The sequence below is a fragment of the Pedobacter sp. GQ55 genome (assembly GCF_059758925.1).
Genome location: NZ_JCAXEI010000011.1, coordinates 51,537 through 75,211, shown reverse-complemented (window position 1 = coordinate 75,211; position 23,675 = coordinate 51,537). Strand labels below are relative to the sequence as shown.

29 protein-coding genes are annotated in these 23,675 nt (G+C 38.5%); 13 read left to right on the top strand and 16 right to left on the bottom strand.

Going from position 1 to position 23,675, the window contains the following annotated elements:
• Positions 1-33: 33 nt before the first annotated feature.
• Together AC6CH7_RS22360 and AC6CH7_RS22355 are read left to right on the top strand one after the other, a co-directional pair.
• Positions 34-1,470 carry an alpha-L-fucosidase gene (locus tag AC6CH7_RS22360; protein ID WP_498264811.1) on the top strand — a complete coding sequence of 479 codons (1,437 nt, stop codon included), beginning with the start codon at positions 34-36 and terminating at the stop codon, positions 1,468-1,470.
• Between the two features lie 5 nt (positions 1,471-1,475).
• Entirely contained in the window at positions 1,476-2,804 is a 1,329-nt protein-coding gene (locus AC6CH7_RS22355) for a polysaccharide lyase 6 family protein (RefSeq protein ID WP_498264810.1), read from the top strand.
• A gap of 143 nt (positions 2,805-2,947) precedes the next feature.
• On the opposite strand, the gene AC6CH7_RS22350 is transcribed toward AC6CH7_RS22355, so the two are convergent.
• The 3 genes from AC6CH7_RS22350 to AC6CH7_RS22340 all read right to left on the bottom strand — a co-directional run bounded on the left by AC6CH7_RS22350 (position 2,948) and on the right by AC6CH7_RS22340 (position 6,003).
• Positions 2,948-4,486 (bottom strand): hypothetical protein, encoded by a 1,539-nt coding sequence (locus AC6CH7_RS22350; RefSeq protein ID WP_498264809.1) that lies wholly within the window; start codon positions 4,484-4,486, stop codon positions 2,948-2,950.
• Between the two features lie 167 nt (positions 4,487-4,653).
• The gene (locus AC6CH7_RS22345) at positions 4,654-5,175 is read right to left on the bottom strand and encodes a hypothetical protein (RefSeq protein WP_498264808.1); all 522 of its coding nucleotides are present in this window, start codon (positions 5,173-5,175) and stop codon (positions 4,654-4,656) included.
• A 42-nt stretch (positions 5,176-5,217) separates the two neighbouring features.
• Positions 5,218-6,003: a DUF4382 domain-containing protein gene (locus AC6CH7_RS22340; protein ID WP_498264807.1), complete on the bottom strand. Its 786-nt coding sequence runs from the start codon at positions 6,001-6,003 to the stop codon at positions 5,218-5,220.
• A 254-nt stretch (positions 6,004-6,257) separates the two neighbouring features.
• Between AC6CH7_RS22340 and AC6CH7_RS22335 the strand changes: the two genes are divergently transcribed.
• The 5 genes from AC6CH7_RS22335 to AC6CH7_RS22315 are packed head-to-tail and all read left to right on the top strand — an operon-like array spanning position 6,258 to position 10,249.
• Positions 6,258-6,533 carry a hypothetical protein gene (locus AC6CH7_RS22335; protein WP_498264806.1) on the top strand — a complete coding sequence of 92 codons (276 nt, stop codon included), beginning with the start codon at positions 6,258-6,260 and terminating at the stop codon, positions 6,531-6,533.
• Positions 6,534-6,538: 5 nt separating this feature from the next.
• Positions 6,539-7,378, top strand: coding sequence for a hypothetical protein (locus AC6CH7_RS22330; RefSeq protein ID WP_498264805.1), 840 nt, complete (start codon positions 6,539-6,541; stop codon positions 7,376-7,378).
• An 8-nt stretch (positions 7,379-7,386) separates the two neighbouring features.
• On the top strand, positions 7,387-8,061 hold the full coding sequence (locus tag AC6CH7_RS22325; protein ID WP_498264804.1) for a response regulator transcription factor: 675 nt from the start codon (positions 7,387-7,389) through the stop codon (positions 8,059-8,061).
• A gap of 2 nt (positions 8,062-8,063) precedes the next feature.
• Entirely contained in the window at positions 8,064-9,389 is a 1,326-nt protein-coding gene (locus AC6CH7_RS22320) for a sensor histidine kinase (protein ID WP_498264803.1), read from the top strand.
• Between the two features lie 29 nt (positions 9,390-9,418).
• The gene (locus AC6CH7_RS22315; RefSeq protein ID WP_498264802.1) at positions 9,419-10,249 is read left to right on the top strand and encodes a sulfurtransferase; all 831 of its coding nucleotides are present in this window, start codon (positions 9,419-9,421) and stop codon (positions 10,247-10,249) included.
• Positions 10,250-10,285: 36 nt separating this feature from the next.
• Here AC6CH7_RS22315 and AC6CH7_RS22310 read toward each other — a convergent pair whose 3' ends face one another.
• Positions 10,286-11,662 carry a TlpA family protein disulfide reductase gene (locus AC6CH7_RS22310; RefSeq protein WP_498264801.1) on the bottom strand — a complete coding sequence of 459 codons (1,377 nt, stop codon included), beginning with the start codon at positions 11,660-11,662 and terminating at the stop codon, positions 10,286-10,288.
• A 192-nt stretch (positions 11,663-11,854) separates the two neighbouring features.
• Positions 11,855-12,508, bottom strand: a complete 654-nt coding sequence (locus AC6CH7_RS22305; RefSeq protein ID WP_498264800.1) for a DUF2306 domain-containing protein — start codon at positions 12,506-12,508, stop codon at positions 11,855-11,857.
• A gap of 155 nt (positions 12,509-12,663) precedes the next feature.
• Between AC6CH7_RS22305 and AC6CH7_RS22300 the strand changes: the two genes are divergently transcribed.
• The 3 genes from AC6CH7_RS22300 to AC6CH7_RS22290 all read left to right on the top strand — a co-directional run bounded on the left by AC6CH7_RS22300 (position 12,664) and on the right by AC6CH7_RS22290 (position 13,690).
• Entirely contained in the window at positions 12,664-13,038 is a 375-nt protein-coding gene (locus AC6CH7_RS22300) for a winged helix-turn-helix transcriptional regulator (protein ID WP_498264799.1), read from the top strand.
• Positions 13,039-13,304: 266 nt separating this feature from the next.
• Positions 13,305-13,463 (top strand): hypothetical protein, encoded by a 159-nt coding sequence (locus AC6CH7_RS22295; RefSeq protein ID WP_498264798.1) that lies wholly within the window; start codon positions 13,305-13,307, stop codon positions 13,461-13,463.
• 74 nt (positions 13,464-13,537) lie between these two features.
• Complete coding sequence (locus tag AC6CH7_RS22290) at positions 13,538-13,690, top strand: hypothetical protein (RefSeq protein WP_498264883.1); 153 nt, start codon at positions 13,538-13,540, stop codon at positions 13,688-13,690.
• Between the two features lie 79 nt (positions 13,691-13,769).
• Here the strand turns inward: AC6CH7_RS22290 and AC6CH7_RS22285 are convergent, their stop codons facing one another.
• From AC6CH7_RS22285 to AC6CH7_RS22260, 6 genes are all read right to left on the bottom strand, one after another.
• Positions 13,770-14,387 carry an ABC transporter ATP-binding protein gene (locus tag AC6CH7_RS22285; RefSeq protein ID WP_498264797.1) on the bottom strand — a complete coding sequence of 206 codons (618 nt, stop codon included), beginning with the start codon at positions 14,385-14,387 and terminating at the stop codon, positions 13,770-13,772.
• Positions 14,384-15,055 carry a molybdate ABC transporter permease subunit gene (gene modB, locus AC6CH7_RS22280; RefSeq protein ID WP_498264796.1) on the bottom strand — a complete coding sequence of 224 codons (672 nt, stop codon included), beginning with the start codon at positions 15,053-15,055 and terminating at the stop codon, positions 14,384-14,386. The genes AC6CH7_RS22285 and modB overlap by 4 nt, the downstream gene beginning before the upstream one ends.
• Positions 15,056-15,066: 11 nt before the next feature.
• Positions 15,067-15,813 carry a molybdate ABC transporter substrate-binding protein gene (modA, locus tag AC6CH7_RS22275; RefSeq protein WP_498264795.1) on the bottom strand — a complete coding sequence of 249 codons (747 nt, stop codon included), beginning with the start codon at positions 15,811-15,813 and terminating at the stop codon, positions 15,067-15,069.
• The gene (locus AC6CH7_RS22270; protein ID WP_498264794.1) at positions 15,813-16,322 is read right to left on the bottom strand and encodes a molybdopterin-binding protein; all 510 of its coding nucleotides are present in this window, start codon (positions 16,320-16,322) and stop codon (positions 15,813-15,815) included. Before AC6CH7_RS22270 ends, modA begins: the two co-directional genes overlap by 1 nt.
• An 8-nt stretch (positions 16,323-16,330) precedes the next feature.
• A complete protein-coding gene (locus AC6CH7_RS22265) occupies positions 16,331-16,573 on the bottom strand; it encodes a hypothetical protein (RefSeq protein ID WP_498264793.1) in 243 nt (80 codons plus the stop codon).
• A 97-nt stretch (positions 16,574-16,670) separates the two neighbouring features.
• The gene (locus tag AC6CH7_RS22260; protein ID WP_498264792.1) at positions 16,671-17,246 is read right to left on the bottom strand and encodes an aldo/keto reductase; all 576 of its coding nucleotides are present in this window, start codon (positions 17,244-17,246) and stop codon (positions 16,671-16,673) included.
• 106 nt (positions 17,247-17,352) lie between these two features.
• Between AC6CH7_RS22260 and AC6CH7_RS22255 the strand changes: the two genes are divergently transcribed.
• A complete protein-coding gene (locus tag AC6CH7_RS22255) occupies positions 17,353-18,309 on the top strand; it encodes a helix-turn-helix domain-containing protein (RefSeq protein ID WP_498264791.1) in 957 nt (318 codons plus the stop codon).
• Between the two features lies 1 nt (position 18,310).
• Here the strand turns inward: AC6CH7_RS22255 and AC6CH7_RS22250 are convergent, their stop codons facing one another.
• The 4 genes from AC6CH7_RS22250 to AC6CH7_RS22235 all read right to left on the bottom strand — a co-directional run bounded on the left by AC6CH7_RS22250 (position 18,311) and on the right by AC6CH7_RS22235 (position 21,349).
• Complete coding sequence (locus tag AC6CH7_RS22250) at positions 18,311-18,661, bottom strand: DUF2200 domain-containing protein (protein ID WP_498264790.1); 351 nt, start codon at positions 18,659-18,661, stop codon at positions 18,311-18,313.
• Between the two features lie 42 nt (positions 18,662-18,703).
• Positions 18,704-19,492 carry an SDR family oxidoreductase gene (locus tag AC6CH7_RS22245; protein ID WP_498264789.1) on the bottom strand — a complete coding sequence of 263 codons (789 nt, stop codon included), beginning with the start codon at positions 19,490-19,492 and terminating at the stop codon, positions 18,704-18,706.
• The gene (locus tag AC6CH7_RS22240) at positions 19,489-20,412 is read right to left on the bottom strand and encodes a helix-turn-helix domain-containing protein (protein ID WP_498264788.1); all 924 of its coding nucleotides are present in this window, start codon (positions 20,410-20,412) and stop codon (positions 19,489-19,491) included. The genes AC6CH7_RS22245 and AC6CH7_RS22240 overlap by 4 nt, the downstream gene beginning before the upstream one ends.
• Before the next feature lie 82 nt (positions 20,413-20,494).
• Positions 20,495-21,349 carry an SDR family NAD(P)-dependent oxidoreductase gene (locus tag AC6CH7_RS22235; RefSeq protein WP_498264787.1) on the bottom strand — a complete coding sequence of 285 codons (855 nt, stop codon included), beginning with the start codon at positions 21,347-21,349 and terminating at the stop codon, positions 20,495-20,497.
• 238 nt (positions 21,350-21,587) lie between these two features.
• Here AC6CH7_RS22235 and AC6CH7_RS22230 point away from each other — a divergent pair, with 238 nt between their 5' ends.
• Positions 21,588-22,037 (top strand): SRPBCC family protein, encoded by a 450-nt coding sequence (locus AC6CH7_RS22230; protein ID WP_498264786.1) that lies wholly within the window; start codon positions 21,588-21,590, stop codon positions 22,035-22,037.
• A gap of 144 nt (positions 22,038-22,181) precedes the next feature.
• On the opposite strand, the gene AC6CH7_RS22225 is transcribed toward AC6CH7_RS22230, so the two are convergent.
• The gene (locus AC6CH7_RS22225; RefSeq protein ID WP_498264785.1) at positions 22,182-22,820 is read right to left on the bottom strand and encodes an HAD family hydrolase; all 639 of its coding nucleotides are present in this window, start codon (positions 22,818-22,820) and stop codon (positions 22,182-22,184) included.
• A 101-nt stretch (positions 22,821-22,921) separates the two neighbouring features.
• Between AC6CH7_RS22225 and AC6CH7_RS22220 the strand changes: the two genes are divergently transcribed.
• Positions 22,922-23,671, top strand: a complete 750-nt coding sequence (locus tag AC6CH7_RS22220) for a DeoR/GlpR family DNA-binding transcription regulator (protein ID WP_498264784.1) — start codon at positions 22,922-22,924, stop codon at positions 23,669-23,671.
• The last annotated feature ends 4 nt before the right edge of the window (positions 23,672-23,675 follow it).

Genomic DNA, 23,675 nt, shown 5'->3' with positions numbered 1-23,675 from the left:
TATCACTCAATTACATTTATCAAGAAACACAACATGCGTAAAATACTATTTTCAATATCATTAGCGCTTCTCTTTCTGGTTCAGGCCGGCTACGGTCAAAAACAATTGTCTAAAGATGAACGCATGAAATGGTGGCGAGAGGCTAAGTTTGGAATGTTCATTCACTGGGGTGTTTATGCGCAGTTTGCAGGGGTTTATAAAGGTCATGAGCAGCGCAGGGGTGGGGCCGAATGGATCATGAATCGCTCTAAAATCCCGGTAGCTGAATATCAGGAAATGGCCAAAAGCTTTAATCCGGTAAAATACGATCCGGATGCCTGGGTAAAGATGGCCAAAGATGCAGGTATGAAATATATCATCATTACCGCTAAACATCATGATGGATTTGCATTGTTTAACTCAAAAGCCAGCAAGTGGGACATAACTGATGCTACGCCATATGGTAAAGATCTCTTAAAACCTCTAGCTGAAGCGTGTAAAAGGCAAGGAATGAAGCTTGGTTTTTATTACTCGCAGGCTCAGGACTGGAATAACCCAGGAGGATCTGCAGCAAGAAAAGTAATGACGGAAGGCTGGCTAAATCCGGACTCAGCAAAGGTTGATGCCTATACTGAAGCCCATCATGGACATTGGGATCCTGCACAGGAAACCAAATCCTTTACTCAGTATATTGATGAGGTATCGGTACCTCAGGTTAAAGAACTGATGACCAACTATGGTGATGTAGCGGTGCTTTGGTGGGATACACCAACAAACATGACAGATGAAGCAGCATTGAAATTGCAGAATGCCTTAAAAACACAACCTCAGATTATTACCAACGACCGTTTAAAACGTCCTAATTTTCCAGGAGATACTAAAACCCCTGAGCAAAAAATACCCAACCAGGCAGAGTTGGATGGAATGGACTGGGAAACCTGTATGACCATGAACGGGACCTGGGGTTTTAGAACTTCGGATAACAAATGGAAGTCGACAGAAACTTTGATCAGAAACCTTGCTGATATTGCATCTAAAGGGGGTAATTACCTGCTAAATATAGGGCCTAAACCAGATGGGACGTTTCCTGAGGAAAGTATAGAAAGATTAAAAGCCATTGGCGATTGGATGAAAGTAAATAGTGAAGCGATTTATTCAACTAAAGCCAGTCCGATACCGCCGGTAGAATGGGGACGTTGCACCAGAAAAGAAACAGCCAAAGGTACCACACTTTATTTCTCTGTATTTAACTGGCCATCAGATGGTAAATTGGTTATTCCTAATCTTAAAAATAAAGTGCTTTCAGCTACATTATTGGCTGCAAAAAATAAGCTAAAAACCGCCACCGAAAATGGTGTTTTAACCATAACATTACCTTCAACAGCACCAGATGCAATTGCAAGCATAATAAAGATAGAGTTTGAAGGCCCGATTGGAAACCAGATGCAGGCGAAACCTAAAGAGGCAATGAAAACAGGAGCACTAGATTAATTGCAATGAAGAAAATCATAATTTTAGGACTGATTCTTTTTTTGGGGATGAACTCCTCTTTAATCGCAAAAGAATACAAAATACAATCGGCCAAAGATCTGGCAGCGTTGAATTTAAAACCAGGCGATAAGGTAATTATGCAAGCCGGGGAATGGAAAGATCAGCAACTGGTATTTAAAGGAACGGGCACAAAAAACAAGCCTATTACACTTATCACCGCAATACCAGGCGGCATTACACTAAGTGGAAGTTCTACACTTAAAATTGATGGTACATGGCTGGTTGTCGATGGTCTTTCCTTTGCCAATGGATATATTGACAAAGGTGATGTAGTACTATTCTCAACCAAATCAACCTGGTGCAGGCTAACAAAGACTGCTATTGTTGAGTATAACAACCCCGATAAAACAGCCGATTATCGATGGATATCTATGAATGGTTTTAACAACAGGGTAGATCATTGCTTTATCAAAGGTAAAAGCCATCAGGGTGTTACCCTTACGATATGGCTGTCAGACAAGCCTAATTACCACAGAATAGACCATAACTATTTTGGGGAAAGACCGGAATTGGGAGGCAATGGCGGGGAGACTTTAAGGATAGGTAACAGCACCTGGTCGCTTCATGATTCAAAAACTACCATTGAAAACAACATATTTGAACATTGTGACGGAGAATTGGAAGCTGTATCTATTAAATCGTGCAAAAATATTATCCGCAACAACCTGTTTTATGAGTGCAAAGCAACTCTTACTTTGCGCCATGGCAATAACTCAGAAGTATATGGGAACTACTTTATAGGCAACAATAAACCAGGCACAGGCGGAATAAGGATAATTGCTGAAGGACACAATGTACACGATAATTACCTGCAAGGCATTACCGGTAAAAGTGTTAGCGCAGCTATTTCTATTATGGCCGGATTACCGAATCCGGAGCTTAAAAGCCACTGGCAGGTTAAAAACGCAAGTATCATCAACAACCTGATCATTAACGCTACTGAACCATTTTCGATAAGCGCTGGTTATAATCCAGGAAGGTATTTGCCACCACTAAACACCATCTTCTCAAAAAATGTAATTGTAGCAGATCATGAACCGCTAAAATGGAACGATGATAAGGTAGAAATTGAGTTTAAAGACAATCTGATTGTTGGTACTGGTGTTTTTGGCGAGCTTCCAAGAGGCTTTACTGTTAAAAACACTAAGCTAAAAAAGGATCAAAATGGATTGTACTTAAAACCTGATGAATTAGCGCATGAACCTTTCTGGAAAACAGAAGCTATTGGCCCATCTTGGAAAAAAGGAATGACCAAGGTATTTAAAATCGAATAAAGGCAAAAATAACCGTTCTTTTCAGACCCAGTAACTTTTGCCCGCTTCGCTAAAAAAGGCAAAAGTTACTGGGTCTCCTCTAAGAAGGTGTTTTTTAGGAAAACAGGTGTACTAGTATGGTACAAGGCATTAACCCATCGGTTTTATTTCATGCTTCTTGCTTTTAACTGTGCTTTAAACAAAGAAGAAGGCTCTAAACCCGACTGATTTGAGCCTTCCCATTCTCCACTTTCTTTACCATCCAAGCGACCTTTTAGCTTTTTACCTCGTAAACCTATTGCATAATTCTTTCCTGAAACCCATGGGTTTTGTACCGCCGCGCCCGATGCCTTGCAGTTCCATAATACCTGAGTTACACCTGACCAGCCATGTCCGCTGCCCCAATTGCCACGATCCTGCACATTAATTTCTCCATCGGTATCTATGTTGTCGTATAATGTTCCTGAAGCCCACCTGTGGTGCGGTCCAATATCAGCATGTGTTTTTCTGGATTTGCAGTTGTAAAAAACATTCGGTCCGTTAACACGAGCTCCGGTAACATAATCATGGCGTCCTTCAGTAGTCTCCAGATTCTGGAAAAGGTTTTGCTGACCTTCATTATTAAAGGAATACCTTCTGCCACCTGTAATGATAGATTTTGCATCAAAGCACTTAGAATTGGTTACAGTTATATTTTTTGCGCCGGCTCTCAGACTTACGCAAGAGTTGCCAAAATAATATGAACTCACATTCCTTACCCATCCATTTTCAATATGATCAAATTCAACTGCAACCCAGGCATGGTCTTCATCAGTATCACCAACATATTCCGATTCAAAACGTATGTTTTCTACACCATTTTCAGCTAATCTACCAGCGTATTGATATTTGAATACCTCACCACCGCCGTATTTTTTATCCATAGACATCACAATCGGGTTGTCTATAGAAATCTTATCTCCATCAATGGCTGTTATTTGTCGCTCATAACTAAGGTTGTATTCTTGTGCTGTCCATTGTTTGGTGCCATCTCTGGCAATAATCTGATCCATCTTTAAGTCATGAATCCATGCTTCGGTTCCCGGTCTGAAAACTATGATACGATCGCCCTTTTTTAAGCCTTCTGATGATGCTATATCGAAGGACTTTGCACCTGTAGGTACATAGCCATCAACAATTTTTACCCTGCTGTTTTTTACTTCAGCAACTTTTCCCTTTCCACTTACTTTAATTAAAGATCTTTGCCCTTTTCCGGTCGCAATGAGCTTTGTAGCATCTCCCTCTCCGCGTAAAATAATACCACTTGTTTGAATAGAAATGCTTCCGGCAATTGGATAGCTTCCTTTCTTAAGTAGGATAGCCCCTCTGTAGCCATCTTTATCAGGCGCTAAAGCAGCAACTTCATCAATAGCCTGCTGAATTGCTTTGCCTGCATCGCCTAGTGCAGGATTAAGCGTTTTAATTACTCTTATATTGGGTATTTCTGCTAATCCATGATGATAACCCACATTACTGAAATCGGGGATGGTATTTCCTTTTTCATCGGGGATATAAGCAATGCTGCCATCCTTGTTTATGGTAAGAAATTTCGACTTCCAAAAAGCATGGTCATTTTTAAAAGAAATAATAATCGGGTAGATAAACAGACAAGAGCTTATCAGAATAAGATAGAATGCGTTTAGTATGTTTTTGTTGCTGCTCATTTTTTAATATTGCTGGTGCTTATTGTTAATAGTACACATGCAATTGAGCAATAATTGAGGGTTTTTTACTCTCTGTGCTTAGCACAATAATCAACCGAATTAGCATGTTGAAACAAAAAAGGCTCTGAACCATCCGGTTCAAAGCCTTTTAACTAAAAAATGGAACTCTAATGTTTTCCGTGTCCATGACCATTGCCATGTCCGTTTCCATGTCCTCTTCCACGATCACCTTTCCAGCCTTTGTCATTCCCTTTGTATTTTTTATACTTGTAAGAATCGTGTCTGTCATAACCTCTATCTACATAGCGTACCTGACGGCTGTAACGAACTGGTTGAGAACGGTATGATCTGTATCTCGAATATCTTACCCTATGGTCTCTATAATGACGATATGGCTCAGGTGAATTAATAACTACCTTATATCCATGATATAAATCATAGTCTCTATATCTTGGAGGTAAGCCCGCAGAGAAAGTCCAGTTCCCATTGCTTAGGTAAATAAACTGTCTGGTAGGAACATAATAGTAACTCTCAATATCAGGCATATAATAATAATCAGCATGATCATAGCCTGATGGCCCCCAGGCAGGCTGAGAACCAATGTTTACGCTAAGGCTAACCTGAGCCTTTGACTTGTTAGGCAAAAACCCAATCGCCCCAAGTAATGTTAAAAATATTAACTTTTTCATAACCATATGTTTAAAGTGTGTGTTAAAAAATGGTAATTATGTTTACTGTAAAGTAACGGTACCTATACTGGTATTCTGACCGGCCGTTACAGCAACATTAGGAATAGTAGTTTCTGCAAAACCCTCAACAGGTAATATTTTTACAGTGTAGTTTCCTGTGGCTAACCCTCCAACAGTAAACATACCTGTAGCATCTGTTACAGTTCCAACGGTATCAGTTCCGGCAATAACCAAAACTTCCGGGTGACTTGTTAATGGTAACACTACACCAGAAATTAAACCAGATGTTGCAACGGTAACACCTCTAACAACAGGTTTAAGTATATATTTTCCATTTCCCGTTGCAACAATAGATTTAGCAGCATCAAAATCAAGAAGCAGAGAATACGTAACCCCTGGTACCAATTCAGGGTTTTCTGTAAGTTTTACTTTCCATCCAGAGCTTTGTGCACTAGGTGTTTTTAAATCCTGTACCTGACCATCAACAACGATGGTGTTATTATCATAAAGTACAAGTCTGATCTCAGTGATCTCACCTGATGGCATATCACCAGAGGCAATTAAAATATCTGGGTTACTGGTTCCGATACGGAAATCAAGGATGTTGAATATTCCATGATCAACCTCAAAGGTGTAAGGTTTACCATCCGAAAGCAGAATTACCTGCTTTACATTTAAATTGATGGCGTCAAAATCTCCCGGAGCATCAGTCATCCTGATCTCTACCTTAGTAGTACCCGAAGCCTGGCTGTCTTTTTTACAACCTATAAATGATGCTATTGCAATAACCAATACCATCAGGGTTGCGTAAATTGTTTTGTTTTTCATAGTAGTAGAGTTTTAAATTCTTCAATTAATAACTCAAAGCTCAATTCTGAACATGAAAACAACATGAAATTAAAAAAATAATTTTTTTCTTTTCAAATTTCATCTGAATTTCATGTTAGCAAACAACCTTTGTTATAGATATTGAGTGGCGCAGATGAACATGAATATGTTTTAGGAGGGGTTGAAAGTTTGCCTCGAAAGAGGTAAACTTTCTTTATATTTACATGATGAGCATTTCAATATATTTACAAACAATGGTCAGACACTTATTAACTGTAACAATAGCCATCTGTTTACTTGTTTCGCCTGCAGTCTCAAATACTTTGGGAACCTCATCTCTGAAATCTTTTTATCAGAAAAAGAAAGGTAAATCTGAACAAGCCGATCGTTCCAAAGAAGACAGACAAAAGCAAGAGGTTAAGGAAGTGCCAAAATCAAGAAGACAACCAAAACCTGAGGTTGTTAAGCCCAAGGGGAGGCCAGATGTTAAACCCATCAAAGTAAATCGCCCCAAAATTAAAAAACACTAGCTGGTATGAGATTACTATCCCTTAGTGTAATGATTTGCTTGCTAAGTATAAAAGTTAAGGCTCAAAAAGACATAGACTCTACCGAAACAAAGAAAACTACAGTAACTTTAGCCGCTTTATATAGCAATAATGTCAGTTATTACGGACAAACAACAGCCGAAAAGCTGCCTTATGTATTGGCCAATGCAACGGTAAGATTGCCTGTTGGACTATACTTTTCCGTAGGTGCATATAAACTTTTAAATGTTGGATCAGGTATTTCCGAAACAGATTTAGGGGTTGGTTATGACCATGATTTTAACGAAAGATTTGCTTTCGGAATAAGTTATAGCAGATCATTCTACCCAAAGGGTTCCCCGCTACTGCAAGCATCTAATGAGAATAATCTGAATGTATCAGCCGACTATCATTGGCCATGGTTTAAGAGTTCTTTGTCTGTTGATTATGCTTTTGGACAGGAAAGTGACGTGTTTGCAGGTTTAACAAATTCAAAGCTTATAGAATTAGGCACACTGTTTAAGGAGGATCTGCTATCCATAGAGCCTTCCATAGAAATAGTGGCGGGTACACAGCACTTTCTAAAAACCTATACCGAACAGAAGAATAAGAATAATGGCAACGGAAAGGGAAATGGCAACGGAAATGGCAATAGTACAATAACCACTACTTTGCCGGCAACAAATTTCGAGCTTTTGTCATACAATTTTAAAATACCATTAAGTTATAGCAGAGCTAGTTACATGGCTGAGATTAGCTATCAGTTTTCTGTTTTAGGTGCAAATGCCATTACCGAAGCTAAAAGGCAGCAATCGTTTATTGGCCTTGGTTTTTATTATCAATTTTAATTGCATAAATGAAAGTACTCATAGTTGAAGATGAAAAAACACTTGCCTACGAAATGGAAACCTTTTTAAAAAAGGCATTTTATTTGTGCGACCTGGCACATACCGTAGCACAAGGATTAGAAAAAATTGAAATAAACAGCTACGACTTTATTCTGCTTGATCTTGGTTTGCCAGATGGCGATGGACTATCACTGCTACCAAAAGCAAAAAAGTACAATCCAGAAGCTGCATATATTATTTTAACTGCCCGAGGCAATCTGGAGGACAGGATAACAGGATTAGATCTTGGGGCTGATGATTACCTTGCCAAACCTTTTTCGTTGCTAGAACTTCAGTCAAGAATGCAGGCAATTGCCCGCCGTAAGTTTAATGTAAAGGAAGAAGCGGTCCCACTTGGGGAATTTAGCATTGATCTTCAAAAGCGCCTTGTTCAATACAAAGAAGAACAAATTGAACTGTCGCGTAAGGAATACGATTTGTTAAGCTATCTGTTTCTGCATAAAAACCGTGTTTTAACAAGAATGCAGTTAAGTGAGCACATTTGGGGCACTTTTGCTGACGATGACTATGATTCGAATTACATTGATGCACACATAAAAAACATCAGAAAAAAATTAAATTTACGGGCGCCTACCGAGTGGCTCGAGACAGTACGTGGTGTGGGCTATAGAATAAAGAAATAAACGTGAAACTATCTGCCAAGCTCATTTACTTCATTACCGGATCTAAACTTGCAGTAGTGCTGTTGTTTATACTTTCTATGCCCTTTTTGGTAGCAAGTATTGCATCAGAATATACCAATTATTCCTTAAGAGATCAGCAGAAGAAGGCTATAGATAATGTACACAAAAACGGCATTGATTATTACCTGCAGGGCGATGATAGTTTTGGTAGTTATACTATGCTTAAAGAAGAATATATTGCCCTTGAACCTGCTGCTCCTGGGCTACTTATTGATACTATAAAAACAGTAGAACGTATTGTAGAACAGGATACATTGAACTACCGCGTGCTTAGTCATACCTTTAAAATTAAAGACAAAAACTACCTGCTGGAGATCGGAAAAACAGTAGGTAGCATCAATCAATATAATAAGCCACTGCAGCGCATAGCCTTATATGTTTTGATGGGGTTAATTGCTCTAACTATTGTAATAGACCTTATTTTTACCCGGGTCTTGATAAGACCGCTTGGCAAAATCATAGAAAGTAAACTGCTAAACCGAAAATTTCCTTTTAAAGATCAAAGTGAACCTGTAAAAACCACCACGCAGGACTTTAAATATTTAGATGAGTCGCTCATCAGTTTGATGGATCAGATCAATATCGACTTTGAAAAGGAGCGAGAGTTTACAGCCAACGCTTCGCATGAGCTGATGACACCGATAAGCATCCTCCAAAACAAGATGGAAAATCTGCTTGCTGATGACCAGATCACCGAAGATGTGGCAATGCGTATTGTGGGAATGATGAAAACGCTGGATCGGTTAAAGAAAATCTCTTCCTCACTGCTGTTCATTTCAAGAATTGAGAACGATCAGTTTGTAAAATTGGCATCGGTAAAACTGGCTGATTTACTGGAAGACATAAAAGAAGAGATTAGTCACAGGTTAGAAGATAAAGACCTTACTTTTGCCATAAATATTAAAGATAAGGTTATCCTAAAAAATGTGAATCATGATCTGCTTTTTCAGTTGTTCTATAACCTGATAAATAATGCAATTAAATACAATGTTGAAGGTGGGAGCGTAACAGTTACTGATGCTTTTAACAAGCAGGGCGACTATCAGATTTTTATTAAAGATACGGGTATTGGCATTGCCAGTGAAGATATCGACTTTATTTTCGATCGGTTCAGAAAAGCCAATTTATCTGAAAATGTGGGTTATGGGCTCGGCCTTTCAATAGTTAAAAGTATTGCAGTATATCATAGTATTGATATTAAGGTGGCATCCACAGTTAAGCAGGGCTCAACCTTTACCATTACTTTTCCGCGGATAATGTTGGGATAGTTTTCATATATTCATGGTTTTTAAATACCATGAAATTATCTTCTATAATACAACCACAGGAATTGCTTTTACCAGGTAAAAGCGATTTTATTTTATTTGATGTTAGTGCCGGATCGAAAGCCAGGTATGATGAACAGCACTTAGATGGTGCCTTTTATCTTGATTTAAATACAGATCTGGCCGATATTAAGGATTTCGCGGTTGGGGGCAGGCACCCTTTACCTACGTTTGAGCATTTTTCTGAAGTTTTAACAAAGTATGGAGTTACAAAGGATAGCCATGTAATTGTTTACGACGATAAGCATGGCTCTAATGCTGCTGCCAGATTCTGGTGGATGCTAAAATCAATAGGGCATCAAAAGGTTCAGGTTTTAAATGGCGGTTATGATGCTGCTATTAAAGCGGGATTTGCTGTTAGTTCTGAGATTCCAACTCCAAAAGCAGCAGAGCCCTATCAGATCACCGAATGGCAGTTGCCATTAGCAGAAATAGATGAGGTGGAAGTTGCTGGCAACAGTGATAGTTATGTAGTTATTGATGTTCGCGATGCTAATCGTTATGCAGGACTAACCGAACCAATTGATTTAATTGCCGGCCATATTCCTGGCGCAATAAATATTCCTTTTACTGAGAATCTGGATGCTAACGGAGCTTTTTTAGCCCCTGAAATACTAAAAGAAAAATATTCAAAAGCTTTAACTGATTATAAAACTGAAAATGTAATTGTGCATTGTGGTTCTGGCGTAACAGCTTGTCATACGCTTTTAGCAATAGATTATGCCGGTTTAGAAATCCCGAAGTTGTATGTTGGGAGCTGGAGCGAGTGGAGCAGGAATAACAAGAAAATGACTTTGGCTTAGGTTTGTAATTAGGTGCTCGGAGCGCTAGTCAACAATTTAATCTAGCAGTTGCAGTAAAGTGTTTTTTAGCTTTTTATCTCTTGGTCTGGGGGCATCAGGGTCTCTGATACCTCCACTTTTGTCAATAATAATATATCTGGGGATAGTTTTAACATTTAAGTTTTTTATGAACTCGGCATTAAAGTTATTTACAGACAGATAGCTTTCTTTCGGGTTAAGTTCCAGATCCTTTTCTGCAAATTCCCACATTGCTTTATCCTTGTCAAGGGAAATGTATAAGAAAGCAATATCTTTATGATTTATCAACTCATTTTTAAGCTTTTTGGAAAAAGGCATTTCAGCTCTACATGGAATGCACCAACTTGCCCATAAGTCTATGAAAATTACTTTGTTTCTCAATCCGGCAAATAAAGATTTGATAGTCTTGGTTTGGTTTGTATTATCTATTAAAAGATCCTTATTCTTATCCATAAATTTAACATCCGAAAGCACATTGTTTTTTGAAAGATAATTTTTGTATCCACTATCCTTAGCTATTGTATCATACCGGATTATTAGTTGATTAACAATAGTACGATCTTGAATTACATCGGGTGATTTTATCAGTTGAAATAACAATATATCTTTTGCTTTGCCATTAATGTTACTATTGATCCAGTTGAAGCTGGCATTAGGGTCATTTTTGAAAGAACGATTTACTGCCTGCAAATAGTAGTGACACAATTGATGAAAAGAAAGCATATAGGTAAAAAAACTATCATTAAGCACTGCCTTATAAGACGCCAAATCTAATTGACTTACATCCGGTTTCAATAATAAAAGACCAATCTGTTTAGCCGTTTTTCGGTATTTAATATTTTCTAATTCTTCATTTATAAATGATTTTGTCATACCAACTTCATTGGCATGGTTTTTTAAATAGTTAATCTCATTGATTGTAGTATTATTAATTTCCTGTAGTGCTGCATTTATCCTTTTAATATTATCCTTTGGTGTCCGGATGGAAACATAACTATGATGAGCTAAATACAAAAGTTCCATGTCTCTTAAAGAATCACCGGATAGATATAAAGGAATATTTGAATTTTTCTCTCTAGTTACCTGAATTGTGTCATTTGGATAAAATCTAAAGCAGATGGCATTCGTTTTGATTAGGTGGGTAACATTGATCGGTTCAGTTGAATTAATTCGTATAGTATCATTTTCCCCAAACTCTAAAAGCTCTGTATTGTCATATCGGTTAAGAACCTGAATCTGTCCGGAGTCAGATTTATTGGATTTTATAAATACTATTACTCCTTTATTAACATCTGAGGTGCTTGTTTTTGATGAACTGCTTGGTTTTTGAGTGCAGTTAACACAGACAACAACTAAAAATAAACAGAGAATAAAAACAGAATTTTTACTTTTCATGTGAATATATTTAAGTCATCTTGGCCGTAGACAGTGAATTAAAGGCTTATGTTTATTTTGTCAAGTGATTTGGATATTCAATATAAGTCTTTAAATTAAATGTATCATTAAAACAACCAATATAAATAAGGAAACTATAACCAAAAATATATTTCTAACGAGGACGCTTTCAGACACGTCAGTTACGACAGTTCAATGTTTAAGTTTCTTACTGGAATAAGTGCTGCGGATTACCTCATAAGTATAAAGCGGCACTGCCCAACCCATCCAGAATAGCGGGACAGTGACTTCTTCAAAACTGCCTAATTGCTGTACGAATGGAATCTTGTAGATAAAACCTGAGATCAGGAAGGCTACAGTAACAAGGTAACTTCTGATCATCCATTCTTTGTGAAGCTTGAATTGTTTCTTCATAGCAGTATAGAATGCAATAAAAGTCGTACTGATCCAAACACTGGCCCAGATCTGCAGTGTAAATGCGTAAGCCCAATTCACGGCATGTGCTGTTGTTGAAGCAAGCACTAGGGCACTGATACTGCTTACCAGGATCGACAGCAGATACAAATAACCAATTGCACGGTGTATTTTCCAGCTATAGGTGCGTAGTTTAGGCCAGAATTGAATAATGCCAGAAATCAATGCTCCACCACCAGCTGTTATATGAGCTATGAGGAACCATCGTTGCGGGAAGTATCTGCCTAATGCTTCTGGCGTCATTTGCAGGTAATGATCTGCTCCATGCATGAATAACCAGGTCATAAGAAAAACAGTTATCCATATTAATAACGGTAGTATGTCTGTCCAGTTAAGTTTAAATTGGCCCTTTACATTCAGTTCTTTTTGCATTTCCGATTCTTTATTTGATTTTATTAATTACAATAAACGATAACACAAAGTTCCCCGAAAGATATTTGGTGAGCAATAACCGATAAAAGATTCGGTATAGGGTTACTGTGAGGTTCGGGATGGATTCAGTAATTTTAACCAGCAATAATAAAAGTATGTATACAAGAAAAATACAAGAAGATCCAGATTGTGGTATCTATTTAGCGATGAGAGTATTGGGAGGGAAATGGAAGTGTTGCATCCTGGATGCAATCAGCAGAGGCATTTCGCGACCCAGTGAAATTGCCAGATATATCACTGAAGCATCCACACGTGTTATCGAGATGCAATTGGCAGAACTGCTTTTTTACGGTATGGTTGAAAAATGCGCGGAAGATGTTTATCCTAAAAGGACTGAATACAAGCTTACTATTCTGGGAGAAACCTTATTGCCCATTCTTTCCAAAATAGATCAATGGGGAATGGAACATGCAGAGGTGATCAAAGATAGAATAAGCGAACTGCAAGAGGATGAACTGGAATCAAAATAGAGATCCTCTTTGCAAAAAATCCCGTAGCTAAACGCAAAAGGGACTTAATTGTGATTTTTTGGGTAGATGCTTAAAAACGATAAGTAAGACTGGCCTGAATGGTGGTGTTTTTAAAATCGCCACTATTTATGAGAAGCTATCAAATCCGGTGAACAGATCAAAATCAATAACCAAACTGGCATTCTCTTTTTATTAGATTTCGCATACTGGAAAAAACAAACTGTTCCAACTCCGATAAATACCTTGTTTTCACAAAACAAGATAAAATGCTTGGTAATGCAAAGAAAAATATGCCCGGCTTAGTCCTTAAAAAAGTTTACTTACCCACCCAGCCCGGAAAGAATTTCGAGGCAAGGAGTACAGTAAAAGGCCAATCCGCATTCTTCTATAATGGAAATTCGATTGCTATCGATCCTGCAACATGAAAAGTGATTTCTATTGAACTATTAGCTGAATACGGTTTTTGGGAAAGGGTAGAAGCCACTTTTTTCCTCTTCACGTGGCGAATTTTGGTGGTATCGCCATCAAAATATTATACGTGATCATAGGTTTATTACCTGGCTTACTTTCCATTACAGGTGCCATGCTGGGGTGGCGAAAAGTAAGGAAAAGTTATACCCAGACAATTAAAATGAAAAGCCTGTTATCTTAGGATACAGGCTTTTTCTCGGCTTGGAAACTATATTTTGGTCCCGCAAACTCCAAAAAAAGTGCATAGTGCAAGTTATTGGTTAAACAAGCTCAAAGGAATATTCGGCAAAACCCTCCGTTTCCAGCGGATGGTGGGTTACAACCAGACAGGTAATTGTTAGTTCATCAAATAATGTCTTCAGATCGATAATTACATCCTTTTTAAGTACATTATCTAACCCTGAAAAAGGCTCATCCATTAGTAGTAGACTTGGTTTTGTAGATAAAGCTCTTAAAATAGCCAGACGCTGCTGCTGCCCCCCTGAAAGATGTTTGGGCTTATGTGTTCTAAAAGCATCAAGCCTACCTATAGCTATTAACCGATCAATATATTGAGGATCGTTTGAACCATAATGAAGGTGTTCTATAACGGTCATATTTGGAAACAAGGCATAATCCTGAAATACAAAGCCTACATCACGTTTCTGAGGCTCCAAATTAGTGTTGGCTTTGGTATCAAACCACACATTCTCGTTCACCGTTATCTTGCCTTCTTCCGGTTTAATCAAGCCGGCAATAATTTTTAAGAGCGTTGTTTTACCCGAACCCGAAGGACCAATAATCTGGGTAATATGCTGAAGATGAAACGAAGCCTTTATCTCAATAAGATTAGTGCCATTGTAAGTCCTGACTCGTTTTTTTATATTAATTTCGATCATTCAAGGGGGCTTTTTGCAGATTTTCTATTAAAAATGAAGACAGCCAGAACTATCACAAAGGTGATTGAAAACAAAATCAATGAGTAATAATTGGCATTGGCATAATCCATACTTTCTACCGAATCATAAATGGCAATTGAGGCAACCTTGGTTACACCTGGTATATTTCCACCAATCATCAAAACAACACCAAATTCTCCTAAGGTATGTGCAAAAGTAAGTACGGCGGCGGTTAATAAAGAAGATTTGATATTGGGTAATAATATATACCATAGGGTTTCAAATTTTGACTTACCCATCGTATAGGATGCCTCTTTTATGGAGGTTGGTAGATGAATAAAAGCCGATTTTACCGGACTTACCATAAAGGGCAGGCTGTAAATAACTGAAGCCAGGATTAAGCCCTCAAATGAAAATACCAGGTGTATATCAAAGTGTTCCTGAAGCCATTTTCCTAAAGCATTTTTAGGGCTAAAAGCCAATAACAAATAAAATCCCAGCACCGAAGGTGGCAATACCAATGGCATGGTAATTATTGCCTCAATGATTAGCTTAGGGATGGAACTACGGCCAGATAGCCAATAGGCTATGGGCAAGCCAATCACAAAAAGGATTAACGTTGTCACACAGGCAAGTTTCAGGCTAAGAAATATAGGTGTTAAATCCATTCTTTTTAAACTTACGGAATTCTATACCCATTCTTCTTAAAAAGCTGTTTAGCTGCATGCGATTGAAGATAATTGAAAAACTTCAAGGCTTTATCGTAATTGCGCTTTTTAGCGTAAGTCAGAATGAGCATTCCTTGTTTTATTTCATCATAAACTTTATGATCAACCTTCACCCATTTGAGTTTTGCAGCATCGGGACTTTCGTATATCAATGCTTCCGTTGTAAAACCTAAACTAGCCACTCCTGTAGAAATGTAGGTGTTCACCTGCGAGATACTTTCGCCCAATACCATTTTAGAACTGATTTTGTTCCATAATCCATAATGACGCAAAGCCTGTTCTGCCGCTTTTCCGTAAGGTGCTAGTACCGGATTGGCAACGGCTATCTTGTTTATTTTGGTGGTAATTAGTAAGCTCCGCCAGTTTTTCAATTCAAGATCAGAAGTGCTGCATACAATTAAACTGCCCAATGCATATACTTCTGGCGGCTTAATCCCGAAACCTTCCTGATAAAGTGCATTTGGAAAATCCATATCAGCAGAAAGAAAAACATCGTAAGGCGCTCCGTTCTTTATTTGAGCAGTTAGCTTTCCAGAAGAACCTGTAATAATCTCTATTTCAATCCCTGTTCTCCTTTTAAAATCCGCCTGCAGGGCTTTTATTACAAATTGTGCGTTAGCAGCAACAGCCACCCTTAGCGGTTGTGCATGAGTTGCCAACGACAACACTAACAGCAGAAATAGGAATCGCTTTTTCATTAATTAGCGAATTTAACCTTTATTGAAACAACCTGTCTCGCGTTTCTCGGTTTCCTTTTTTCGCCCTCAATGATGATATGGAACGGGCCCTCATCGGCTGATAATAAGGCACCGTCCTTTCTGTTGGCCAGAATAATTTTACGCGAAAAGAATGCAGGATCAACTTCAGGTAATGAAAAAAGTACCTGGTAACCATCGCTGGCTTCTATTAGTAGATATTTGGTCAGGTTTTCACCTTTTAATTCCTCGGCTAAAGTTACCCCGGCATTTTTAAGTACCAAGCCAAGTTCAACACCCGTATAGGTATGTTCTTTTTCTGTCTGGTCTTTCTGGACAATAGTGGTTTTAGGTAGTTTATCCACATCAGCGGGAGTTAATACCAGTTTGGTTTTGACCTCACCTTCGATGACTGCCGAGGCCTGCTTTGCATCAGTTTGAGCAAATAACTTGTTTGACCCCAGCGAGGCAATAAATAGGGAAGTAAGGAATATTATTTTATAGGATTTCATATTAAAGGTTATTGAATACTAAATTTACAAAGTAATTTTTGCCTGCTTCCGGAAAGTCTTGTTTCATAAAATAGTTTACGTCCTAAGAACACACCTTCTATGGTAGTTAGATTATCTGAAGGAATAGTAATGCGATTACCGAAATTAATAGGATAAGTGAACTGATAAGGAGAGGGATTGTGTGCAAAAATGATGAGCAGCAAAAGGAATGATCCAATAACGCAAGCTAAAAGTTTGTAAAAATCACTCATATTTATTGATATACGTTTGAAAGTTCTGTTTATCGTTGTGTTTTTAAAAGTATAACGATAAATATAGGATGAATATGCGTTTGTTTATATAGGGATGTCAATTCGCTGTTAAGTTTTTATAGAATTTTCTTGCAATTTTTTTGAATTCATCAATCATATGAAGTCCTTTTTCTGTAACAATAGCCTTTCCATCACCTGTTCCATCTCTGGATAGAACCATCAGAGGTTCATCGAAATGTCCATTTATATGCTGCACCAAATCCCAGGCTTGTTTGTACGACATTTTCATCTGTAGAGCAACCCGATGTTGATAAAATAAATCGATAGTATCAACTTTCAACCTTTTTAGCGAGGCTTCAGCAACTGATCTGATATTTTCCGGACGGCTGTCTAGACCCAGATTGGTATCACCTTTCGGGAACCCAAACTTAGTGGCAATTACCACTTGATTACGAAATGGCGCTAAAGCTTCTCTCAATAATTCTTCGTTGATAAATGGTCCATAAGCTTCTGCAGTATCAAAAAAGGTAAGTCCTTTTTCAACTGCAGCATATAATAAGGCAATTATTTCTTTTTTATCACGTGCAGGACCGTATCCAAAACTCATGCCCATACAGCCTAAACCCATCGCGGAAACTTCTAATCCACTAGTGCCTAATTTTCTATATTTCATGTTAATGCTGTTTTTTATTTACTTGATTAATACCAAGGTCAGGTCTATTTCGTAGCCAGTTGTTATATCTATTACTGGAATGTATACCATTATTACTGATTAGGTTATGCCGGCAATACAAACTATTCCGGATATAGTATCTTTGAAGAAGATAAAGGTAAATGAAATGGAAAATGTATTAATGATCAATTCGGTTGGGCAATACAGCGCGTTAAATAACAATGAGACCTTTCATCCGTTGGTAAACATTGTTGACCTTTCGAAGGCTGATAAAAGATTGAGCAGAAAGTCGAATTACGGTTTTTATGCTGTGTTTTTGAAAGAGATCAAATGTGGTGATTTGCATTACGGTTGCAACTATTATGATTACGAGGAAGGAACGCTGGTATTTGTTGGGCCAGGACAGGTGATCGGGATAGAAAACAATGGTGAACTATACCAACCAAAGGGACAGGCTTTAGTCTTCCATCCTGATCTGCTAAGAGGTACTCCACTAGGTCGTCAAATAGCTGATTATAATTTCTTTTCTTATGAAGTACACGAAGCCCTTCACTTATCTGAGAGTGAGCGGAAACTCATTTACGACTGTTACGCTAAAATCAGGTATGAGCTGGAGCGAGGTATAGACAAACACAGCAAAACCCTGATCTTGAGTAATATTGAGTTGCTACTTAATTATTGTATTCGTTTTTACGATCGTCAGTTCATTACACGAGAGAATGTCAATAAAGGAGTCCTTCAAAAATTTGAGGAATTGCTGAATGATTATTTCAGTTCGGATAAACCGAAAGAGATCGGTTTACCAACTGTTAGCTATTGTGCCGAGAGACTAAATCTTTCGGCTAATTATTTCGGTGACCTAATAAAGAAGGAAACTGGCAAATCTGCGCAGGAATACATTCAATTGAAAACAATGGATCTTGCAAAAGAGATGATTTTTGATGTCTCTAAGTCGGTAAGTCAGATTGCTTATGAGTTGGGCTTCAAATACCCACAGCATTTTAGCCGTTCATTTAAGCAGCAAGTAGGGTATACGCCAAATGAATATCGAAATCTGAATTGATTTACTTCCTTAAAATCTTCTCCATAGCCTTTCCTTTTGCCAATTCATCAACCAATTTATCCAAATAACGTACCTTTTGCATGAGCTGGTCTTCGATTTCTTCCACACGATAACCGCAAATTACACCCGTAATTTTTGAAACATTTGGATTTATTTGTGGTGCCTGAGCAAAAAAGGTTTCAAAATTGGTTTTGTTGTCCATGAGTTGTTGCAATGATTGTTTGTCATATCCTGTCAGCCAAAATATGATCTCATCTAATTCCTCTTTTGTGCGTCCTTTTTTCTCCGCTTTTTGAATGTAATGCGGATAAACGCTCGCAAAAGACATTTTATATACTCTTGTATTATCCATTTTATCTGTTATTAATTCTCAAAGTTATTTTTATTAAGGTTATTAGTATGACTTAGCAAGGCCACCATCCAGAGGGATGTTTGCTCCTGTGAGATATGAAGCATATTCTGATGCCAAAAAAGCCACTAAATATCCATATTCGTCGGGTTTACCTAACCTTTTCATTGGAACTTCATTTTTTCTTTCTTTCCTGATTTCAGAAACCGTTCGCCCGCTTAAGGCTGCCTGCTTATCAATAAGATCACTTATCCTTTCGGTATCGAAATAGCCTGTTAGAATGTTGTTGACAGTAATATTGTATTGCGCCACTTCATTCGATAGTGTTTTGGCCCAGGCTGCAGTTGCAGATCGAATAGCATTTGAAAGCACCAGATTATCGATGGGTTCTATTACAGAAATGGATGATACATTTATAATACGTCCATGTTTTTGTTTAATCATGTGCGGTAACGCCAGCGATGTTGTTTCACAAACTGTTTTGAATATAAGGTCGAAGGCCTGCTGATAGGAGTTTGTGTCCCTGTTTAATGCCGTTCCCGCTTTCGGACCGTTGGTGTTGTTCACCAAAATGTCGACCGTATGGCTCTTGAAAAAATCAGAAATGATTATTTGATATTTTTCAAAATCTGAAAAGTCAGCGACAACATATTGATGCACCTGTTGTTCGTGTACCAGGGGCAAAAGGGAAGTGACTTCTTTTAGTTTGGCCTCATTACGGGCAATTAAGGTTACATTGGTGCCACATTTTGCCAGTTCCACTGCTATAGCACGTCCAATACCCTGAGTACTTGCACCAACCAGTGCATTTTTTGATGTTAGCTGAATGTTCATAATGTAAATGACTTTCTAAATTCTAATGGCGAGAGGTTGGTTTTTGTTTTAAATAACTTACTGAACGATTGTGGATGCTCAAAACCTAGCGCATAAGCAACTTCACTTACTGATAAACTGGTGGTAGATAGTTTTTCCTTCGCCTTCTCTATGAGTTTTTGATGGATGTGCTGTTGTGCGTTTTGTCCGGTAAGGGACCGCAGCATGTCGCTTAAATAACTGGGCGACAGATTTAGTGTTTCTGCAAGAAATTGAACAGTCGGAATACCCTCGCTTAAAGATCTTTCATCCGCGAAATAAATGTCTAATATCCTTTCCAATTGTTGTAGCAAGTTACTGTTTACTGCTTTTCTGGTAATGAATTGGCGCTTATAAAAACGATTGGCATAGTTTAGCAATAACTCAATCTGAGAAATCACCACATCCTGACTAAAATCGTCGATCCGGCTGTTCAGTTCATTTTCAATCATTTTGAAAATCTCTATGACCGTTGCTTTTTCCTCTTCTGAAAGATGCAAGGTTTCGTTTGTTGAATAAGAAAAAAAGCCATATTGCTTTACGTTTTTAGACAGTGGATAACCTAAAAAGAAATCCGGATGGATCAGTAAAGTATATGCAGAACATATAGTGTCGTCATCATCTTCGCTGCCAATAACCTGGCCAGGCGAAACAAACAATAAACCTCCCTCATCAAAATCATAATAACCCTGTCCATACTTTAGCCTTCCGCCAAGCCTAGGTTTGTATGATATTTTATAGAAACCGATTACATGGTTTTGAAGAGGTCTAACTACTTCCATCTGTGAATGCGGGCCATTGAGCAAACTCACTAAAGGATGTTTCGGCTTAGGTAACCCAAAAGCATGATGGGCATCTATTAAGGAAGCAATTTTCTGCGGAATGTTTTCTTTCTTTTTCATCGCCAATTGAAATGATAACCAATGGTTGGTTAAATATCGATTATCATTCCTGTTTTAACAAGTTATCTTATTTTAGATTGCATTATTTTGAGGATCCCTGTGCGGAGTTAGATACTTCTTCCCAATCTTCCCAGACAGCTAAACGCTCATTGTACGTATTACGCACCAATGGTAGGCACTGGCTGCCGAGGAAGAGCCGTAGTGGAGGGTTTTCTGCATCTACAATTTTAAACAGTGCCTCTGGTGTCGCATTCGGATCGCCTCTTTTCATAGTGCTTAGGCTTTCAAAAAAAGTTGCCTTAAATTCTGTGTAAATTTCCATTCCTTGTGCAAATTTCAATGAATCCTTACTACCAAACTCAGTAGCATAAGCGCCTGGCTCTATAATCGTTACTTTGATGCCAAAGGCTTTAACTTCTTCGGCAAGGCTTTCATGTATGGCTTCAAACGCCCATTTTGATGAACTATAGTAGCCAATAACCGGTAGGGTTACATGCCCCAGGTTACTTGATGTTCCCAGTATGTGACCAAATCCTTGTTCCCGAAGTAATGGTAAAGCGGCTTGTATAACAGCAACCGGGCCAAGAACATTGGTTTCATAAAGCGCGCGAATGTCGTCTGCGCTGGCTTCTTCAATAGTCCCGACCAATGAATAGCCGGCATTGTTCAACACAATGTCTAGTCGGCTGAAATGATCATGGGCTTGCTCCACCGCCGTTTTTACTTGCTCGGAATTTGTTACGTCGAGTTCTAAAGTCAGTACATTTTCACCATACTTTTCCTTCAGGTCTGTTATACTTTCCAAACTGCGTGCAGTAGCTGCAACCTTGTCGCCACGTTTTAGTGCTGCATCAGCCCAAACGCGTCCAAAACCCCTGGAAGCACCCGTGATGAACCAAACCTTGTTTGTATTTGCATTATCTTTTTGATGTATCATGATTTTATATTTTAAATAAATGATACATCAAAGGTCAATAGATAGAATTGCCCGCTTGTAGGCTAATTGAGGATTTTTGTAGTCAAAATGAGAATGTTGAACTTAAGGTGATAATGCTTAATATGTCGCAAATTGGTCGTGAAATTGTCGTATATACCCCTGATCAATAGCTGTTTTTACTTGCATATTTGTTAAAGCAAATTAACATAAACATAAATCAATACTAAAAACTACTCTTATGTCAGACAACAAAGTTTCATTGCACAGAGTTATTAAGGCATCACCTGAAAAGGTATATCGTGCCTTCACCGAAGCCTTGGCTATCGCTTCATGGTTACCACCTTATGGTTTCCTTTGTACCGTACACAGTATGGATGTTAAGGTTGGGGGCACATTTAGAATGTCGTTTCAAAATTTCACAACTGGTAATGGCCATTCATTTGGTGGGGAATATATAGAGGTCAAACCAAGTGCGTTTTTGAAATATACAGATAAATTTGACGATCCAAATCTGCCAGGAGTAATGACCACTTCTGTTTGGTTTCAAAAAACATCAGTAGGTACAGAGCTAAAAGTATTGCAAGAAGGGATTCCTACTGTAATACCCGCCGAAATGTGTTATCTGGGTTGGCAGGAATCGATTGAAAAACTGATTAAATTGGTAGAACCTGAAATACCGGATGCTTGATTAGCTCCGGTTCAAACCACTGAATCAATTTTAGTGAAAATTGGCAACCGTGAAATATGGTTGAGGGTAAAAGCAGTTAATCAGATACGGACGGTCATAAATGGAATGCCTTTCCAAGGCTAGACCCTTAGTACGACGAGGAGTCTAATCTAAAACCCAGCTTTGAAATTCCTTCACTGATTTGAATAACCATTCGGGGTTTAGTGTCCGCAGTGCAGTAATATCAGCAGTACTTGCCCAAGCTGCTGCTGCAATGGGGATGCCAATTTCCTTGCAATAAAACACGTCGCTCGGTGCATCACCAACATAGAGGCATTCTTTAGCCTCAGCTTGAAAATGCTTTAACACAGATCTGATGCCGTTCACTTTATTAGGGCCATCTGGCGAACCGGTTTCCAATACATCAAAGTATTGTGCCAGGCCAAATTGTTCAAACGAAATTTTCGTACTGTGCTTACCCTTTCCAGTAACCATGGCCAGTTGTACGCCTTTATTTTGTAAGCTTTCGAGCAACTCTTTAATCCCCGGAAAAGGGGCCGGGCAGGTGTAGTGCAGTTCTTCATAATTCGTCAGGTAAGATTTGACACCTGCATCCTCATGGAGTGGAATCAGTTTTCTTATGGTGCCTTCTTCAGACGGGCCAAAGGTTGCCACAATTTCTTCATCGCTTATTTGCTTACCTAACAACGGTTCTATGCTCTTTTTAAAGGCAGCAATACATAGTGGTAACGTATCTGCAATGGTTCCGTCCAGATCAAAAATAATTGCTTTGAAATTTGTCATTGTTTTTGAGTTAGTATTAATTATGCAGTTATATGCTGTTTTTTGTAAATATTGTGCAAATATATTGTATTTATTTGTATTTTAGGTGCAAATAATTTGCAATGACAAAATCAAAACGTCAACAACATATCTTAGATCAGTTGCGCCTGAATGATCAGGTGAGCTATCAGGAATTGGCAGCAAAACTGCAAACTTCAGAAGATACCATAAGGCGTGATATTCGCGAGATGGCCGACGCCGGCTTAATAACCAGGGTAAAAGGTGGAGCACAGCCAAGAGCCATATTACCCGTTACTTATCAGGAAAGAGAACTGTATGCAAATGGCGAAAAGCGGATTGTAGCCCAAAAAGCAGTACGTCTGTTTAAAGATGGGCAAGTTGTCGTTTTCGATGGGGGTACAACACCTTTTCTAATCGCAAGCTATTTACCACGGAACATCAAATTAACACTTATTACACATAGCTATCCCATCGCCAACTTAACCTTTGATTTTCCCAACATTGAACTCATTTTTGCCGGAGGGAAGGCTTCCAAGAAGTCGAAAGTTTCTACGGGCTTAGATGTGCTTAAAAAGTACAATACCCTTCATGCAGATCTCAGCGTACTCGGCGTACACAGTCTGCATATCGATCACGGCGTAACGGATCCCGTATTGGAAGAAGCGGACGTTAAAACACGGATTAGTGAAATGGGCGACCAGTTGATCGTTGTGCCTACCACAGAAAAGCTGAATGCAGTATCGACCATCGAAATATGCAAGACTGAGGCTATCGACCTGATGGTCACCAATCTGGACCCCGAAGATTTATTGTTACAACCTTACCGGAAAGCCGGGATAAAACTCCTTTAATATT

Coding starts and splice junctions, on each gene's coding strand:
- AC6CH7_RS22360 (WP_498264811.1), top strand. CDS start 34: ATGCGTAAAATACTATTTTCAATATCATTAGCGCTTCTCTTTCTGGTT.
- AC6CH7_RS22355 (WP_498264810.1), top strand. CDS start 1,476: ATGAAGAAAATCATAATTTTAGGACTGATTCTTTTTTTGGGGATGAAC.
- AC6CH7_RS22350 (WP_498264809.1), bottom strand. CDS start 4,486: ATGAGCAGCAACAAAAACATACTAAACGCATTCTATCTTATTCTGATA.
- AC6CH7_RS22345 (WP_498264808.1), bottom strand. CDS start 5,175: ATGAAAAAGTTAATATTTTTAACATTACTTGGGGCGATTGGGTTTTTG.
- AC6CH7_RS22340 (WP_498264807.1), bottom strand. CDS start 6,003: ATGAAAAACAAAACAATTTACGCAACCCTGATGGTATTGGTTATTGCA.
- AC6CH7_RS22335 (WP_498264806.1), top strand. CDS start 6,258: ATGGTCAGACACTTATTAACTGTAACAATAGCCATCTGTTTACTTGTT.
- AC6CH7_RS22330 (WP_498264805.1), top strand. CDS start 6,539: ATGAGATTACTATCCCTTAGTGTAATGATTTGCTTGCTAAGTATAAAA.
- AC6CH7_RS22325 (WP_498264804.1), top strand. CDS start 7,387: ATGAAAGTACTCATAGTTGAAGATGAAAAAACACTTGCCTACGAAATG.
- AC6CH7_RS22315 (WP_498264802.1), top strand. CDS start 9,419: ATGAAATTATCTTCTATAATACAACCACAGGAATTGCTTTTACCAGGT.
- AC6CH7_RS22310 (WP_498264801.1), bottom strand. CDS start 11,662: ATGAAAAGTAAAAATTCTGTTTTTATTCTCTGTTTATTTTTAGTTGTT.
- AC6CH7_RS22305 (WP_498264800.1), bottom strand. CDS start 12,508: ATGCAAAAAGAACTGAATGTAAAGGGCCAATTTAAACTTAACTGGACA.
- AC6CH7_RS22300 (WP_498264799.1), top strand. CDS start 12,664: ATGTATACAAGAAAAATACAAGAAGATCCAGATTGTGGTATCTATTTA.
- AC6CH7_RS22295 (WP_498264798.1), top strand. CDS start 13,305: ATGCTTGGTAATGCAAAGAAAAATATGCCCGGCTTAGTCCTTAAAAAA.
- AC6CH7_RS22285 (WP_498264797.1), bottom strand. CDS start 14,387: ATGATCGAAATTAATATAAAAAAACGAGTCAGGACTTACAATGGCACT.
- modB (WP_498264796.1), bottom strand. CDS start 15,055: ATGGATTTAACACCTATATTTCTTAGCCTGAAACTTGCCTGTGTGACA.
- modA (WP_498264795.1), bottom strand. CDS start 15,813: ATGAAAAAGCGATTCCTATTTCTGCTGTTAGTGTTGTCGTTGGCAACT.
- AC6CH7_RS22270 (WP_498264794.1), bottom strand. CDS start 16,322: ATGAAATCCTATAAAATAATATTCCTTACTTCCCTATTTATTGCCTCG.
- AC6CH7_RS22265 (WP_498264793.1), bottom strand. CDS start 16,573: ATGAGTGATTTTTACAAACTTTTAGCTTGCGTTATTGGATCATTCCTT.
- AC6CH7_RS22260 (WP_498264792.1), bottom strand. CDS start 17,246: ATGAAATATAGAAAATTAGGCACTAGTGGATTAGAAGTTTCCGCGATG.
- AC6CH7_RS22255 (WP_498264791.1), top strand. CDS start 17,353: ATGCCGGCAATACAAACTATTCCGGATATAGTATCTTTGAAGAAGATA.
- AC6CH7_RS22250 (WP_498264790.1), bottom strand. CDS start 18,661: ATGGATAATACAAGAGTATATAAAATGTCTTTTGCGAGCGTTTATCCG.
- AC6CH7_RS22245 (WP_498264789.1), bottom strand. CDS start 19,492: ATGAACATTCAGCTAACATCAAAAAATGCACTGGTTGGTGCAAGTACT.
- AC6CH7_RS22240 (WP_498264788.1), bottom strand. CDS start 20,412: ATGAAAAAGAAAGAAAACATTCCGCAGAAAATTGCTTCCTTAATAGAT.
- AC6CH7_RS22235 (WP_498264787.1), bottom strand. CDS start 21,349: ATGATACATCAAAAAGATAATGCAAATACAAACAAGGTTTGGTTCATC.
- AC6CH7_RS22230 (WP_498264786.1), top strand. CDS start 21,588: ATGTCAGACAACAAAGTTTCATTGCACAGAGTTATTAAGGCATCACCT.
- AC6CH7_RS22225 (WP_498264785.1), bottom strand. CDS start 22,820: ATGACAAATTTCAAAGCAATTATTTTTGATCTGGACGGAACCATTGCA.
- AC6CH7_RS22220 (WP_498264784.1), top strand. CDS start 22,922: ATGACAAAATCAAAACGTCAACAACATATCTTAGATCAGTTGCGCCTG.